The sequence below is a fragment of the Anabaena sp. UHCC 0204 genome, from assembly GCF_009711975.1.
In the GTDB taxonomy this organism is placed as follows: domain Bacteria; phylum Cyanobacteriota; class Cyanobacteriia; order Cyanobacteriales; family Nostocaceae; genus Dolichospermum.
In genome coordinates, this window is the sequence record NZ_VIKW01000007.1 from 71,438 (window position 1) to 86,688 (window position 15,251).

Annotated in this window: 12 protein-coding genes and 1 pseudogene; 7 read left to right on the forward strand and 6 right to left on the reverse strand. The window is 37.2% G+C overall.

Annotation, left to right across the window (positions count from 1 at the left end; all coding sequences use genetic code 11):
* The first annotated feature begins 107 nt into the window (after positions 1-107).
* The 3 genes from FJR04_RS07855 (at position 108) to FJR04_RS07865 (ending at position 1,833) form a co-directional block, all read left to right on the forward strand.
* Positions 108-512 (forward strand): hypothetical protein, encoded by a 405-nt coding sequence (locus FJR04_RS07855; RefSeq protein ID WP_168493359.1) that lies wholly within the window; start codon positions 108-110, stop codon positions 510-512.
* On the forward strand, positions 499-831 hold the full coding sequence (locus tag FJR04_RS07860) for a hypothetical protein (RefSeq protein ID WP_168493360.1): 333 nt from the start codon (positions 499-501) through the stop codon (positions 829-831). The genes FJR04_RS07855 and FJR04_RS07860 overlap by 14 nt, the downstream gene beginning before the upstream one ends.
* A gap of 612 nt (positions 832-1,443) precedes the next feature.
* The gene (locus FJR04_RS07865) at positions 1,444-1,833 is read left to right on the forward strand and encodes a DUF1815 family protein (RefSeq protein ID WP_168493361.1); all 390 of its coding nucleotides are present in this window, start codon (positions 1,444-1,446) and stop codon (positions 1,831-1,833) included.
* 77 nt (positions 1,834-1,910) lie between these two features.
* Here FJR04_RS07865 and FJR04_RS07870 read toward each other — a convergent pair whose 3' ends face one another.
* Positions 1,911-2,819, reverse strand: a complete 909-nt coding sequence (locus FJR04_RS07870) for an alpha/beta fold hydrolase (protein ID WP_168493362.1) — start codon at positions 2,817-2,819, stop codon at positions 1,911-1,913.
* Positions 2,820-3,657: 838 nt separating this feature from the next.
* Between FJR04_RS07870 and metG the strand changes: the two genes are divergently transcribed.
* The 3 genes from metG (at position 3,658) to lptC (ending at position 7,347) form a co-directional block, all read left to right on the forward strand.
* The gene (gene metG / locus FJR04_RS07875) at positions 3,658-5,256 is read left to right on the forward strand and encodes a methionine--tRNA ligase (protein WP_168493363.1); all 1,599 of its coding nucleotides are present in this window, start codon (positions 3,658-3,660) and stop codon (positions 5,254-5,256) included.
* A gap of 217 nt (positions 5,257-5,473) precedes the next feature.
* A complete protein-coding gene (locus tag FJR04_RS07880; protein WP_168493364.1) occupies positions 5,474-6,103 on the forward strand; it encodes an NYN domain-containing protein in 630 nt (209 codons plus the stop codon).
* A complete protein-coding gene (gene lptC / locus FJR04_RS07885; RefSeq protein ID WP_168493365.1) occupies positions 6,103-7,347 on the forward strand; it encodes an LPS export ABC transporter periplasmic protein LptC in 1,245 nt (414 codons plus the stop codon). Before FJR04_RS07880 ends, lptC begins: the two co-directional genes overlap by 1 nt.
* A gap of 122 nt (positions 7,348-7,469) precedes the next feature.
* On the opposite strand, the gene FJR04_RS07890 is transcribed toward lptC, so the two are convergent.
* Both FJR04_RS07890 and FJR04_RS07895 read right to left on the reverse strand, forming a co-directional pair.
* Positions 7,470-8,789 carry a D-alanyl-D-alanine carboxypeptidase gene (locus tag FJR04_RS07890; RefSeq protein ID WP_168493366.1) on the reverse strand — a complete coding sequence of 440 codons (1,320 nt, stop codon included), beginning with the start codon at positions 8,787-8,789 and terminating at the stop codon, positions 7,470-7,472.
* Positions 8,790-9,194: 405 nt separating this feature from the next.
* A complete protein-coding gene (locus FJR04_RS07895) occupies positions 9,195-10,265 on the reverse strand; it encodes an LOG family protein (protein WP_168493368.1) in 1,071 nt (356 codons plus the stop codon).
* Positions 10,266-10,526: 261 nt separating this feature from the next.
* Here FJR04_RS07895 and FJR04_RS07900 point away from each other — a divergent pair, with 261 nt between their 5' ends.
* Entirely contained in the window at positions 10,527-12,155 is a 1,629-nt protein-coding gene (locus FJR04_RS07900) for a glycosyltransferase family 39 protein (protein WP_168493370.1), read from the forward strand.
* Positions 12,156-12,445: 290 nt separating this feature from the next.
* Here FJR04_RS07900 and trxA read toward each other — a convergent pair.
* The 3 genes and pseudogenes from trxA to FJR04_RS07915 all read right to left on the reverse strand — a co-directional run.
* Positions 12,446-12,799 (reverse strand): annotated as a pseudogene (gene trxA, locus FJR04_RS07905) (thioredoxin); the annotation flags it as partial.
* 386 nt (positions 12,800-13,185) lie between these two features.
* On the reverse strand, positions 13,186-14,349 hold the full coding sequence (locus FJR04_RS07910; RefSeq protein ID WP_168493374.1) for a GuaB3 family IMP dehydrogenase-related protein: 1,164 nt from the start codon (positions 14,347-14,349) through the stop codon (positions 13,186-13,188).
* A 191-nt stretch (positions 14,350-14,540) separates the two neighbouring features.
* Positions 14,541-15,068, reverse strand: coding sequence for a YdcF family protein (locus FJR04_RS07915; protein ID WP_168493375.1), 528 nt, complete (start codon positions 15,066-15,068; stop codon positions 14,541-14,543).
* Positions 15,069-15,251 lie beyond the last annotated feature (183 nt).

A 15,251-nucleotide genomic window follows, 5' to 3' on the forward strand; every position in this document is an offset into this window, starting at 1 on the left:
TATAATCGAATTATTCTATTATATCAGAATTCTCATATTGCCTGTATATCTAAAGTTAAATTTACAGTAATACACAACCGCATAATTTCGACTCAGGAGTTCAAACTGTGGATATACTCATTGATTCGACAAAAGACTTTGAAAAAGATTTAGAACAATTTAATGATACGGAAAAATTTAAAGTTATTAAAGAGATGAATCGGTATTTTGAAACATTATCATTGGATAAGATGTTATTTTATCAAAGTAGCGAACAACTCAGAAATATCAAACTCAATCACTCCTATGATTCAACTATATATGCCTTGAAAATCAATGATATTCAAAGAGTAATTTTAACTATTGACGATGATCCAATCTTTGATTGTACAGTGATTACTTTATTCAGATTAGTTAAATTAGAAGATGCTCAAAAAGCATATAACGCTGTAGCTGAGTTAATTTATCAAGATTTTACAGTAGAAGAAAATCAAGAATTAGAAGCTGTTATTCTTGCCAATGGCACAAATTAAACCGCTGTTAGATGAATATGGCGTTATTTATGAAGCAATGAAGGTTTTACCAACAGAGTTGAAAGTTCATTTTCTTCAAGCTTTGGCAGAATTAGAAGACAATGAATGTCACAGAACTAGAAATTTTCCTAAAACTAGATTGCATAAAGTCACAGGTATTAAACAAGCTATCTATCGGGCTGATATTGATAAAATATCTGGTTGGCGAATTCATTTACAGTATATTGAAGGCAAAATTCATTTAAAAGATATTATTGGTGGTCAAGATCATGATAATGTCATTGAAGTGATTAAATCTAAAAAAGATAGATATGATTAAATCCCCTCGCAACTGAGAATCAAAATATGCTACATTCTGCTATCAAATATCAGGCTAGTTTTCCATCTGACTCAGTGAATTCTGCTATATCAGGGAAGAAGATTTGATAATTTGTATGGATTTATGTATTTGAGCGAACATTTAATTAAGTATAATCAACACTTGTGTTAATCTCAGTCTATGTAATATGATTTGAGGTTTATTTGAAATGGAGAAAAATATAAGCAACGAAAATAGACGTTAGAGTTAATAAATCATCTCAAGTCGGCTGTACATCATCTGTGATGGTACAATATACAGCTTTAGCGAACTTGACTATCAGTGGATTTAAGTTAGGCTGAAAACGAAACGTCTTAATTTTATTAAGTACGATTTTGTATAGATAGCAGTGGCAAAAATGTAAATTTTAGTAACTCTGTCTACTCTAAGTGCTTGTAAAATTGCATGGTTTGATACCGCTTAAAAAATCGTTATCTACTAACCTGAACAAGGTCATTAACGAACTCACAAGCAAATAAAAATTGTGTTTTACATTATACAATACAAGTTTGTGAGAGAATCTAAAGAAAATATAAAATAAACTCAAATGACTGTGGTGTCTGGAGGACAAAAGTGTTTTTGAGATTGGCAAATGAACACAGACAATTCGTACAAGATTTGGTAATGAACCTACAAGCCTTGGCGATTGTACTAGAACGGCATGGTTATCTTGCTTCCTGCTATACTTGCGGCAATCAGATGAATAGCGCATCTTTTATGGTGAGTTTAGGAGACAATCATCTAATTCGCTTTCTGGTATCGGATTATGGAATTACGTGGACAGAAATGCGTGATGATCGGGAATTAATGAAATTAGAGGGTGCAGAAGCAATTAATCAGTTAGAAGAACTAGCTACTCTTGTCAAGCAGTCTATGCAAACTTCTAAAGATACTGAGTATTCATCTACAAAAGGTAAACGCGTTTTACAGAATCATCCAGGAAATCTGAAAGCCCATAGGTAACAACCTGAAACTATGACGGAACTTCAGATTGGTGTTTTTGATCTAAGAATGTTCAAAATTGTTGACATTTCTTATTATCATCCTCTAGGAACACCTTTGGTAAACATTCTGGAAACAGCGATACTATTCACTTCAGAGGCTGACAAATCAATTTGTTGGCCTTCTATAATTTTTGTAGCAAATTGGGAAGTTGTTGGTAGATTACACCCTAAAAAATCGTTCTCTTTCAGGATTTGATACAAGTTTACATCTGTCTCTAACAAACAAGCATGACCGCTATTTGGTAAGATAAACGTTTTCGTATTTGGTAGAATCTCCGCTAATCTGGCGATTTCACTAACAGAAGGTAATAAGCGATCGCTACCACTACCAATCAATAGAACCGGTTGTGTGAGGCTTTGTAATTGCTTTTTATCAATTTGGAAATCTCGTAATAATGATAACCGCCAGTTGATAGTTTCTGGTGGTATAGAACGCATTGTTGTGAGCAGGATCAGGCGATCGCTCTTAGAAATTCGTTCTAGTGATGCTAGGAATGGTAATAAACCTAATGCACCAACATTAAATAATAATGATGGGACAAAGTGAGTAACTTGAGATATCCAATTAAACCAAGGGTGATGCTGAAAAGCCGAAGCAGGATTAATGAGGATAATGCGTTTAAATAAATGCGGTGATTGGGTTGCTACTTTCATCGCTAAACAACCACCAAAAGATTCACCACATAGGTAGATTTGGCGTTGACAGCTTTGTTCCAATTCGGCATGAATCAAGTCTAAAACATTCTTGGCTAAAACATCCCAAGTAGCAAGATAGTTCTTAGGTATAGCCAAACAACGAATATCTAAATCCATTGCTAATTCAGGCATTTGAGATTGCAATAATTTACCAGTCCCATCCATTCCTGGTAAATATATAAATAAGGGAGAATCTGATTGTACAGGGTTTGGAATTAAAAAACAAGGCTTAGAGTCAACTACTGGCATTTTGCTTATTTTTATTGATCTATTCTATCTTTAACTTTACCGTTTCCGTTATCCAGATGGGAATTAGGGGATAATTTTGGACTTTTTCCTCTTTCCTAAAATCAACCTTTCCAGATAAAAAATAACCGACTCTGAAACCATGATTACAGAATTTATGGCGATTTGTATTCATCATATATAAGTATGTGAAAGCGTCAAATCCTCCTAGCTGGCAATAGTGTCACATTGGCATTGCAAATAATATAGCATTCCGCAACGATTTATGAACTTAAATTAAAGAGGATTGCCATATATAAAGCATTGATAAATTTCCTGTTCATACAGAACTTAATTCTGAATTCTTTCTTGATAAGTTCGGAAAATACTCAAGATTGAAACGAACACCATCCGGCTCGTTTAAGAATTGGTAATTATGAAGTCGGTTTAGGAAGAAGTTAAAGAGTCAAGGTTTTCCCTCCTCTTTTTCCCTTCATCTTTCCCCCTTAACCGACAAGTATTGGGAACGAAAAGTCTTGTTAATTATGAATTGGAGAATTTTAGATGTTGAATCATATCCATATAAATAGGGATATTTATAGAGTTTGGGTTAGTGTATTCTCTGAGACTATCAATGAAAGAAACAGGTTTTACCATGATTATTAGCAACAAATTTCTCTGATTTGACAATAAATCAGGTGGATTTATAGAAGTCATCAAAAAAATCTTGCCTCTATAAATTTGTTACCATCAAGGTGTAATTTGAAAAAAACAGTAGCAATGTTATATAATTGCGTAGTTTTGTCTAGATAATCTAGATTATTAACAGAGAAAACTAATTAATAATTTGCTTTTATTGTCCATGAATCTAGTGAATAAAACAGAAAAGACTTTTGCACTGACGACACCATTATACTATGTCAATGATGTCCCCCATATTGGCAGTGCTTATACAACTATAGCGGCAGATGTAGTAGCTCGGTTCAAACGCTTACAGGGAGATCAAGTGCTACTAATTACAGGTACAGATGAACACGGTCAAAAAATCGAGCGTTCAGCAGCCAGTTTAGGTAAAGCACCACAAGATTTTTGTGATGGAATTGTCCCTAGTTTTATCCACTTGTGGGATGTACTAGATATTCAATACGATCGCTTTAGTCGGACTACTGCAACCCGTCACCAAGCGATCGTCAAAGAATTTTTTCAGCGCGTTTGGGAAACTGGTGACATCTACCAAGGACAACAACAGGGTTGGTACTGCGTTTCCTGTGAAGAATTTAAGGAAGAACGGGATTTACTCGCAGATAAACATTGTCCCATTCATACTACCAAACAAGTAGAGTGGCGAGATGAGCAGAACTATTTCTTCCGCTTATCTAAGTATCAAACCCAGCTAGAGGAATTTTACCAAACCCACCCAGATTTTATCCAACCGATTAGCCGCCGGAATGAAGTTTTCAATTTTGTTGCTCAAGGTTTACAGGATTTCTCAATTTCGCGGGTAAATCTGGATTGGGGTTTTCCCGTACCCGTTGATCCTAAACATACATTATATGTATGGTTTGATGCTTTGCTGGGTTATGTGACAGCACTGCTAGAACCAGATGTAGAACCAACTTTAGCCAATGCTTTACAGACATGGTGGCCGATTAACCTGCACTTGATTGGTAAAGATATTTTACGATTTCATGCGGTTTACTGGCCAGCAATGTTGATGTCAGCGGGTTTACCTTTACCAGACAGAGTATTTGGACATGGTTTTTTAACTAAAGACGGTCAAAAAATGGGGAAAACTTCAGGTAATACTCTAGATCCTATCGCTTTAGTGGAAAATTATGGTAGTGATGCCGTTCGTTATTACTTCCTTAAGGAAATCGAATTTGGCAAAGATGGCGATTTTAATGAAATTAGGTTCATTAATGTTTTGAATGCAGATTTAGCGAATGATTTAGGTAATTTGTTAAACCGCACTTTAAACATGGTGAAGAAATACTGCGCTAGTCAAGTACCGTCAATTACCCAGTCAGCTATTCCGGCTGAAAATCCTTTAAAGGTGATGGGGTTACAGTTGGGGGAAAAGGTGAAACAAGCATATACAGTATTAGCTTTCAATGAAGCCTGCCACTATGTTTTATCGCTGGTACAAGCTAGTAATAAATTTATTGATGATCAAGCTCCTTGGTCATTATATAAACAAGGAAAGCAGGAAGAAGTGGAAGAAGTGTTATATGCAGTTCTTGAATCCGTCAGATTAGCAGCTTATCTTCTATCACCTATTATTCCTAATATCAGCAGTGATATTTATCAGCAATTAGGCTGGGGAATAAACTTTAATGAACAAAAAGAAAGTGCAATTTCCGCACCTTTTTGTACTCATGCAACATGGGGGATATTATCCGATAAACAACAGTTGGGGACACCTAAACCGGTTTTCAAGCGGATAGAAATAACCCAATCATGATTAATTCTGGGAACTGCTAATTCCTGCAAGGAAAACGATTCGGGGCTTTATTTACGACTTATTGCCAGTAAAGGGAGTAGAAAAATCAATGCTGTTGGGCTGCTGATGTATAACTCAGGAGTCTATTAGCCCCGGAGACTTATCATAAGCAATTCTAACAAGTTTGTAGTTAGAGATTTCTATCATAACAGGGATAACAACACAAGGTATGACAACAATGTTGAATAATTTGGAAAACGACTCAATATTTACGCCAGAACAGGTTTTGGAAAATCGGGGTCGAGTGGCTATCTTTATTGATGGCTCAAACTTATTTTATGCGGCACTACAACTAGGAATCGAAATTGATTATACTAAGTTATTGTGCCGATTGACTGGAGGATCAAGACTATTACGATCTTTTTTCTACACAGGAGTAGATCGAACAAACGAGAAGCAACAGGGCTTTTTGTTATGGATGCGTCGGAATGGTTATCGAGTGATTGCTAAGGATTTGGTGCAACTACCAGATGGTTCTAAAAAAGCTAACTTAGATGTAGAAATCGCTGTTGATATGATGGCTTTAGTTGATTCCTATGATACCGCAGTTTTAGTCAGCGGTGATGGTGATTTAGCTTATGCGGTCAATTCTGTGAGCTATCGTGGTGTGAGAGTAGAAGTAGTAAGTTTACGTTCTATGACTAGTGATAGTTTAATTAACGTGAGCGATCGCTATATTGATTTAGAAGCTATTAAAGAGGATATCCAAAAAACTCCTCGTCAAAGTTATCCATATCGGCCATTTTCTAGTATGGGTTTTTTAGAAGATCCCAGAGATAGCAATAGACATCTAGAAATTCCTGAATAATGCAATATTCACAAGACAGGGAGAATGGAAGACAAAGTTCAAAATGTCAGAGGGGAAGTAAAAATTATTCTCCCTATTTCTATTCATCGTTACAATTTAAATTACCAAAAAGTTGGGTTTACCTACCATTGATATTGTGCTTAAGTTTAAGTTTGTTCTCTTGCGGTAATCCATCCCCTACCGAATCAAAAACTGATGTTTCATCTCCAGAAGATGATGAAACTAAGTTAACTTTTTTTGGTGTGGCTTTAGAACAATTTGATGAAGTAGGTAGGCCAATTTGGAAAGTTAAAGCCAAACAAGCAAAATACACTACAGATAAACAAATAGGTGAAGCAGAAAGTCCTGAAGGAGAACTCTATCAAGATGGCAAGGTTGTTTACCAAATTAAAGCAGAAAAAGCTGACATTAGACAAGATGGTAAGCAACTGTTTCTTCAAGGTAAGATTATTGCTACTGATCCCAGTAATGGTATTGTCTTGAAGGGTAATGAGTTAGAATGGCGACCTCAAGAAGATTTATTGATTGTTCGCAATCAGTTAAATGGTAGCCACAAACAATTACAAGCAGTAGCCCAAGAAGCTAAGGTAAAAACTCGTGAACAAAGAGTAGAATTTTCAGGAGGAGTAGTAGCAAAATCCACAGAACCACAGTTGCAAATGCGGACTGAGCGTTTAATGTGGCAAATTAAAGAGGAGAAATTATTTAGCGATCGCCCGATTCAAATAGATAAATACGAAAATAATAAAATCACTGGACGCAGTAAAGGCAATGCCGCCGAAATTAACTTAAAAACTCAAATTGCAACTCTTCAACCACAGGCACAATTAGAGTTAATAGCTCAAAAAATGCAAATTACTAGTAACTCAATAACCTGGAATCTTAACAAAGAAATTATCACCACAAATTCTCCCATTCGTATATTTCAAAGTGCTGAAAATGTCACTGTTACTGCTAATCAAGGAAGGATGCAAATACCAACAAACACTGTATATCTAACTGGTAATGTTAATGCAATTGGGCAACGTCGTCAGTCTTTAAAATCAAATCAAATCACTTGGTATTTAGATAAAAAATTGTTAGAAGCCCAGGGAAATGTAGTCTATCGTCAAATTGAACCAAAATTAACTTTTAAAGGGGAAACAGCCGTTGGTAATTTAGAAACAGAAAATATAGTCGTTAAAGGTGGTAATTCTACTGGACGCAGAGTAGTAACGGAAATTATCCCCCAGGAAGGTAGATAAGAGGCAGGGGGCAGGGGGGCAGGGGAGCAGGGGAGCAGGGGAGCAGGGGAAATAATTCTTACCAATCACCAATCACCAATCACCAATGACTGGGCGCAGGCCCTGCGCCCCTACTTTTTACCTTAACTTTTATACAAAATCTTATTGCGATTACCTGTACCAAATTTTGGTGAGGAGTTATCTAAATGAGGTGTGAGGGTGGCAGGAATTTCCGTAGAAACTGCTAATTCTTTTTCTAAAAGTCGTAAAAGTTTATCTTGTTCAGCCCGGAAAGCCGAGATATTTCCGCCACGATTGATGATAGTAAACCAGACCAAACCGCGATCGCGTGTAGGTACAACTCCAGCCAAAGCACTTACATCACTGAGGGTCCCAGTTTTCATCACAGTTGCTTTTGGCATTTGTCGAGAATGTATTGTGCCTCGGTGATCAAACCCAGAGGTAGGAAAAAAATCAGCTAAAGTCAACTCATAGGCATTTGCTTCTCGTTGCAATGCCATAAACATGGCACTAACTGCTCTGGGAGAAATGCGGTTTTCCCTACCCAAACCAGAACCATTAATCAGGAGAATTTCTGACTTCGAGACTCTAGCTAGTTGAGCGGCTGTGCTACTAACGACATTTGCTCCTCCTACAGAATCAGCTAACATTTCCGCAATATCATTATTGCTGAAAATATTCATTTCCTTAATCAGTTTTTGCACAGGTAAAGAAAGATGACGTACCAGTAAAGTCTTTCCTACTTGCGGTTGAGCTTCTACTTTAATATTACCAGCAATCTTCACCTGGGGTTTAGCCGTTCCTTTGGGCATCAGCGAGTATTGGAAAACCACAGAACGAGACCAAGTTTGATGATTTAGTGCTTGTTTAAATAATTGACCAGCAAGCAGGGGATGACGTTGGAAATTCATCGCAAAAGCCCCAGTAATCACCAAATTGCCCTTTACCTGTTTAATACCCATTTGATTGAGAGTATTTCCCAGGGCGATCGCCTCTTCCCAAACAAACATCGGATCACCACTTCCCGTGATCACCAAATCACCCTGCACAACACCATTTACTAAAGGTCCTGTGCTACTAACTAAAGTCTCAAATTGGTGATTTGGACCCCAAGCTTTCAAAGCTACTAACGAAGTAGCAACCTTAGTTAAAGAAGCAGCCGGTAAAGGTATAGTACCTTGATGATTAGCTATCAGCATTGGACCAGACTGCAACCAAATACCTTGATGGGAAATCAGACTTTGGTCAATTAATTTTGATGTAATTAAACCTTTAAGATATTCTTGAACTGTTAGAGCGCCTGCTGGACTAGGATCAGGGACAAGAATCAAGCTGGTGCTACCTTCCCAAGCCAATACACCCAAGGCATCTAAAGGCTTGACCTGCACCTTAGCTATTTCCAGCCATAGAGACAAAAAACCTGATCCTAACAATTCCAACATATTTAAATTCCTCTATCTTGTTTCTTGTATTCATCACCCAAGTTGCTCATTAGTAGTTTGTAATTTGTAATTACTTGATCTTCTATCTCCTGTAATTTATGCGCGATCGCTCAATTAGCAACTTCTACTAATATACGAGCCTGATTATATTTATCAGTATTGAGTCATAATAACTAGTATTTTACTAATTTATGAGTAGAGTAGATCACATTATTCACATCTAGAATCTTGTTCATATAATTGTAAAAAAACGTGATATTCACACTGATGATCATCAGAAATTCTAGGTACAAGTACCGCAGTAAAATTAATTCAACATTTTTGGAAAAACAACAATCTCTGTATTCCCTGTTCCCTATTCCCTGTTCCCTACTATATTTTGGATACTAAACAGATTGCTATCATCTATTTTCTTTCTGGATGTGCGGCTTCCTCCGGTGTGGGAATTCCTACTTGATTAATTATCCCAATCATTTGATATAAACGTCCCAAATCGCGTTGATTGAAATATAAAACTAAGCGAGGTAAATCAGATGTTTCATCTTGCCCTTCTTCAGGTAATACTTGACTCTTAGTAATTTTGCCAGTCACTAGAATATCACTGAAGTTATGATTAAGTTCTTCAACTTGAGCATCAGATAAATCTTCTCTCAATCTAATAACTAACCGATCACCGACATAACGGCTAGAATGATAAACTTGGTAAAAACCAGTAATGGCATTACAGGCAACTTGGAGATTATCTGTAATAGTGTATAAACTAGGATCATCTGGACTAACCAGCCCAGTTTTTACCAATTGCTCATCAATATATTTACTCCAAGAACGCCAATAATCACCACCAGGGTGATCAATTAACACTAAAGGAACTGGACCAAATTTACCTGTTTGGCTTAATGTCATACATTCAAAAGCCTCATCTTGAGTCCCAAAACCACCAGGAAATAAAGCCACAGCATCACTTTCTTTAAGGAGAAATAACTTACGGGTGAAGAAATATTTGAAGTTAATTAGTTTAGAATCACCTTCAATAATCGGATTAGCTTGTTGCTCAAAAGGTAACTGAATATTTAAACCAAAAGAATTTTCTCTACCTGCACCTTCTTGACCAGCTTGCATAATACCACCACCACCACCGGTCATAATCATAAATCCTAGTTCAGAAACAGCGCGACTAAATTCAACCGCCATTTGGTATGCTGGTGTATCTGGTGCTAAACGCGCAGAACCAAAAATAGTAATTTTACGAACATGACGGTAGTCATAAAATAACTGGAAACCACGCTCCATATCTGCTAAAGCAGCAGATAATATTTTCCAATCAAGACGTTCGATTTCACTATCAGCAAGACGCAAAATTGTGGACAGAGACTGCTGAATAAATTGCCGATGTTTTAGTGTCGGTAAACGATCTATTAATTCAGCAATATCCGCTTGGAGAGAATCTAATGAAGGAGAATACGCTTCAGAGTTCATAAGTGCTGCCCTAATAATGGCACTATATTTTAACCTATAGAACTCCTATTTGATTTTTGAACTATACGTAGGGTGCGATCGCTAACTTACCCTACAAATACTGAGATTTTTTCAAAATTCAAACTCAATGAAGTCGAAATCTCGATCATATTCGCCTCATAGTTATTTTACGTGATATAATTTTTACTGTTAGCTTGTGGGTAATTGTAGCTGTATTTTGCTCATTGAGTATAAACTCCAGTCATAAAATATATTTAATAAATGGATACGCCACAATTAGTAGCAAAAGTTAATCCCCCAACGTGGTTAAAAATCTTAGTAATAGTCCTCATAGGATTCGGTATTTTCTTCCGTTTTGCTCATCTAGACCAGAAAATATACTGCTGTGATGAATCTTGGACATCCGTAGCCATTTCTGGTTATACAGTAGCTGAACTAAAACAGGAAGTTTCTCATCACCAAGGCATAATTCCTATTACCAATTTCAACAAATATCAGCACATTAACCCAAATCATAGTGTAGCTGACACGATTAATTACTTAATCACTTCAGATCCGCAGCACCCCCCCTTGTATTATGTGATGGTGAGATTGTGGGCGCAAGTATTTGGAGATTCACCTACTGGAGTTAGAAGTTTATCAGCACTAATTAGTCTGTTAATATTTCCTAGCGTGTATTGGCTGTGTTTAGAGTTATTTGATTCTGCTCTAGTGGGGTGGATTGCAATGGCATTAGTTGCGGTTTCTCCTTTGCAATTATTCTTTGCTCAAGAAGCACGTCAATACAGTTTATGGATGGTAGAAATTTTAGGATCGAGTGCTGTTTTGTTGCGTGCAATCAGCAAAGAAAATAAAGTAAATTGGGGGGTGTATACTCTCACCTTAGTTATGGGATTATACACTCATTTATTCACAGTTTTGGTAATAATATCTCATGGTATTTATGTAATTATTCAACAAAAGTTTCGACTTACTAAAACCTTGTTTAATTATCTATTAGTTACTATTGCGGCTTTCTTAATGTTTTCACCTTGGTTGATGGTGATCATCAATCATATTAGTATAGCTATCGAGCTAACTTCAAGTTCGGCAGAAAAATTCATAAATAATCCTTTTGAACTAATTGCTATTTTTTTGATTCGAGTTACTCGCATATTTTTCGATCTTAATTTAACTTCAGACATACTCATTTTTAATAGTTTTACTCTGGAAGGATCTTTATTTTATAGTATTTCTGCATTAATATTTAGTTTAAGTTTAATTATTTACTTAGGGTTTTTTCTCGTGAAATTTCCCAGTAATCAAACAAGTTTATTGATTTTTTTATTAGGAGGATTTACTAGTTCATTTTTATTGATATATGATTTACTTTCAGGAGGAATTCGCTCTATTCAATTTCGCTACCAATTGCCTTTATATCTTAGTGTTGAAATTATAGTAGCCTATATTTTAGCTGTTCATATTTGCCAAGACAAGACCTACCAGACAAAAGTCTTTCAATTTATCATAGTCGGATTACTCGTCGCTGGGTTGATTTCAGATGTGAGATTTTTCCAAGCCCAGAATTGGTGGATACAATCGGACGGTAAATTTATCATAGAGACAGGTCAAGTTCTCAAACAATTAGAGAAACCTTTGTTAGTAATTAATGACTCTTCTATTAATTTGGGGGGAATTCTCACCTTAAGTGGCTATTTACCAGAAGTTAATTTACTCCCGGTGGCAAATGATAGTTTAATAGATATTTCTTCAGAATATAATCATATTTTATTTATGCAAAACAATAGTAGTTTATTTCATAAATTAGAGCAGGATCAAACCTATTTTTTGAAGGTAATAAAAATACTTAATGTACCTCCTGGAGGTTTATGGAAATTTGAGAAAATTTAAGCGATTTTAAGTTTAAATTAGATTTTGAATTACCTTCCAAAAAGGGCTTCATTTTGAGTTAACGTTTTAATGAAAACTTCTACTTTAAAGGAGAAAAAAGCCAAAAAATTCTTCTTTCTCAATCCTCCCACTTCCAGAGCAAGGTAATTGTCAATTGTTGGACTTATTAGTTGCTCTACAAAAATGGTACTATCCCTAGACTTTTTAGATTTTGTAAAAAAGGTAGGGGAAGTACCATTTTCGCCCAATAATTTATCTTGTAATTGAATAACTCAAGAGGGGTTTGTTGCCTATTGAGGAGGGGAAAGATACTTTTCCAAAGTGTTAGATAAAGTGGTTTTAGGTACAGCACCGACAACCATATCTACTTTTTGTCCATCTTTGAAAATCATTAATGTGGGAATACTACGAATACCATACTGACTAGCAATCTGAGGATTTTCATCAGTATTGACTTTCACAACCTTGATTTGTCCTTCGTACTGAGCTGCAATTTCTTCGACAATAGGGGCTACCATTCGGCATGGACCACACCAGGGAGCCCAAAAGTCTACTAATACGGGAACTTCGCTGTCGAGTACATCTTCCTTAAAGCTTGAATCTGTAACGTTTGTCGCTGCTGACATACCTAAAAACCTTTGCCTATGATATTTCTGATCTTGGTGAAAATTCTACCATAGCAAAAACATCCTCTTAGGAGTAAAGGATATACATTTACAAATACTAGAGAATTTAGACTACATAAGGAACCGCCCGAACAATAGTCCGGGCGGAGTGTGGTGTGAGGAGTGAACGGAAACATTTGTCTCCGCTATCTCTATTGTAGGCTAGATATATGATTTTTCCAGTGATTCTTTCAGACCACTAGAAAAGTTTTTGAAGTTGTCAGTTGTCCGTTGTCAGTTGTCCGTTGTCAGCCGAAAACCCTTAACGATGACTACTAACCATTGACCATTGACCATTGACCACTGACCACTGACCACTGACTATTGACCACTGACCACTGACCACTGACCATTGACCCGTTGAGTTATTTGCCCATACCTAACTGTTGGGCTTTTTGGTAAACCTTACCTTCAGTTAGCAGGGAAGGGGCAATGACAACTTCAACTTGCTGCATTTCCTTGATATTTTTAGCACCTAAAGTCCCCATACTGGTCTTTAAAGCGCCTAAAAGATTATGAGTACCGTCATCTAAACCTGCAGGACCTGTGAGTATTTGTTCTAGAGTTCCAGTAGTACCAACACGAATGCGAGTACCACGGGGTAATACTGGGCTGGGAGTTGCCATACCCCAGTGATAACCACGCCCTGGAGCTTCAGCGGCTCTGGCAAATGGAGAACCAATCATCACGCCATCAGCGCCACAGGCGATACATTTACAGATGTCTCCACCGGTGATAAGACCGCCGTCAGCGATGATAGGGACATATTGACCAGTTTCCCGGTAATAATCGTCTCTAGCGGCTGTACAATCGGCGATCGCTGTAGCTTGAGGTACGCCTACACCCAGCACTCCACGGGAAGTACAAGCAGCACCGGGTCCAATACCCACTAATACTGCTGCTGCACCAGCTTTCATTAAATCCAAGGTGACTTCATAAGTTACACAATTTCCTAATGCCACAGGGATGGGCATAGAACGGCAAAATTCTGCTAAATCAAGTGGAGTAATAGACTCTGGAGATAGGTGAGCAGTAGAAACTACTGTAGCTTGGATAAAAAATAAATCTGCTCCTGCTTTAGCTACAAATTCACCATATTTGCTTGCACCTGCTGGAGTTGCGCTAACTGCCGCAATACCGCCTTGTTGTTTAATTTCCTGAATACGTTTTTCAATTAATTCCGGCTTTATTGGTTCGGCATAAAGTTCTTGCATGAGGCTAACAAATTCATCTTTACCGACAGAGGCAATCCGATCTAAAATCGGTTCGGGGTCAGCATAGCGAGTTTGAATACCCTCTAAGTTAATCACGCCTAATGCTCCCAATTGGGACAGGCGAACAGCCATATTTACATCAACAACACCATCCATTGCACTGGCAATAATGGGGATGTTTCGCTCGATATTGCCAATTTTCCACTGAGTATCAGCTAAACTCGGATCGAGCGTTCTTTTACCAGGGACTAAAGCAATTTCATCAATTCCATAGGCTCGACGAGCCATTTTTCCCCGCCCAAGTTGAATTTCCACGCTTTAACTTTTCTCAAAACTGTTTAAGCTAGGGTATCAAATTGTGGAGATATTGGGAAATGGGGATATCCAAAATTAAAAATTTAAATTGTTGCTTGAGATAAGGGAATAGGGAATAGGGAACAGGGAACAGGGAACAGAGAATAGGGAATAGGGAATAGGGAACAGGGAACAGATAAGAGTTTGATGGCTTATTTTCTCACTGCACTATCAGCACCTGTATAGCCTGTAGCTAACCAAATCACTGCCCTGACTCCATCCCGGATAGATTTTTCAATCGGTTCTGGTGAACTTTGGGAAGGAACTGGTACGGGTTTGAAGTTCATTCCCCGACTACCTAAAACAATTTCACCAACTACACAAGCACGGCGCATATGAAAGTCAGATGTAATTAAATAGACACTTTTAATTCCACGCGATCGCAATTCATCCACTAAGGTCGTAAAGTTAGTAACTGTGTCTACAGCTTCATAATCTAAGTTTAAACGTCGGGGATCAATGCCGGCATTAGCAAATATTTTTTTAGTATACTGAGGTGGACTGCCTCCAGAAATCCAAATGGGTATATTTGGATGTTGGTGAGCTAATTTTGCTGTAAACTTTTCCCTTTCTAATAGGCGAGTAGAACCACCTAAAACTAATATTGCTTGTGGTTGTACAAAGTGGCTTTGTACTGCTTTGCATCCCCACCAGATGAATAAGGGCAGCATACAGGCCATAACCCTCACAGATTTACCTCTCAAAAGTAGCTTATTCAAGGCTCTATAGGTATGTCTATTTGGACTGGAATTTTCTTTAAAAATCAGCACAATGAAGGTTGAGAATGGTAGTTAGTATAAATTTTTGCGAAGTATGCCTAAAGGATTGGGTAACTTTGCAATTATCGTCACTGAATCTACATT

Coding starts and splice junctions, on each gene's coding strand:
- FJR04_RS07890 (WP_168493366.1), bottom strand. CDS start 8,789: ATGTTGGAATTGTTAGGATCAGGTTTTTTGTCTCTATGGCTGGAAATA.
- FJR04_RS07880 (WP_168493364.1), top strand. CDS start 5,474: ATGTTGAATAATTTGGAAAACGACTCAATATTTACGCCAGAACAGGTT.
- FJR04_RS07915 (WP_168493375.1), bottom strand. CDS start 15,068: ATGGCCTGTATGCTGCCCTTATTCATCTGGTGGGGATGCAAAGCAGTA.
- FJR04_RS07895 (WP_168493368.1), bottom strand. CDS start 10,265: ATGAACTCTGAAGCGTATTCTCCTTCATTAGATTCTCTCCAAGCGGAT.
- FJR04_RS07900 (WP_168493370.1), top strand. CDS start 10,527: ATGGATACGCCACAATTAGTAGCAAAAGTTAATCCCCCAACGTGGTTA.
- metG (WP_168493363.1), top strand. CDS start 3,658: ATGAATCTAGTGAATAAAACAGAAAAGACTTTTGCACTGACGACACCA.
- FJR04_RS07870 (WP_168493362.1), bottom strand. CDS start 2,819: ATGCCAGTAGTTGACTCTAAGCCTTGTTTTTTAATTCCAAACCCTGTA.
- lptC (WP_168493365.1), top strand. CDS start 6,103: ATGCAATATTCACAAGACAGGGAGAATGGAAGACAAAGTTCAAAATGT.
- FJR04_RS07860 (WP_168493360.1), top strand. CDS start 499: ATGGCACAAATTAAACCGCTGTTAGATGAATATGGCGTTATTTATGAA.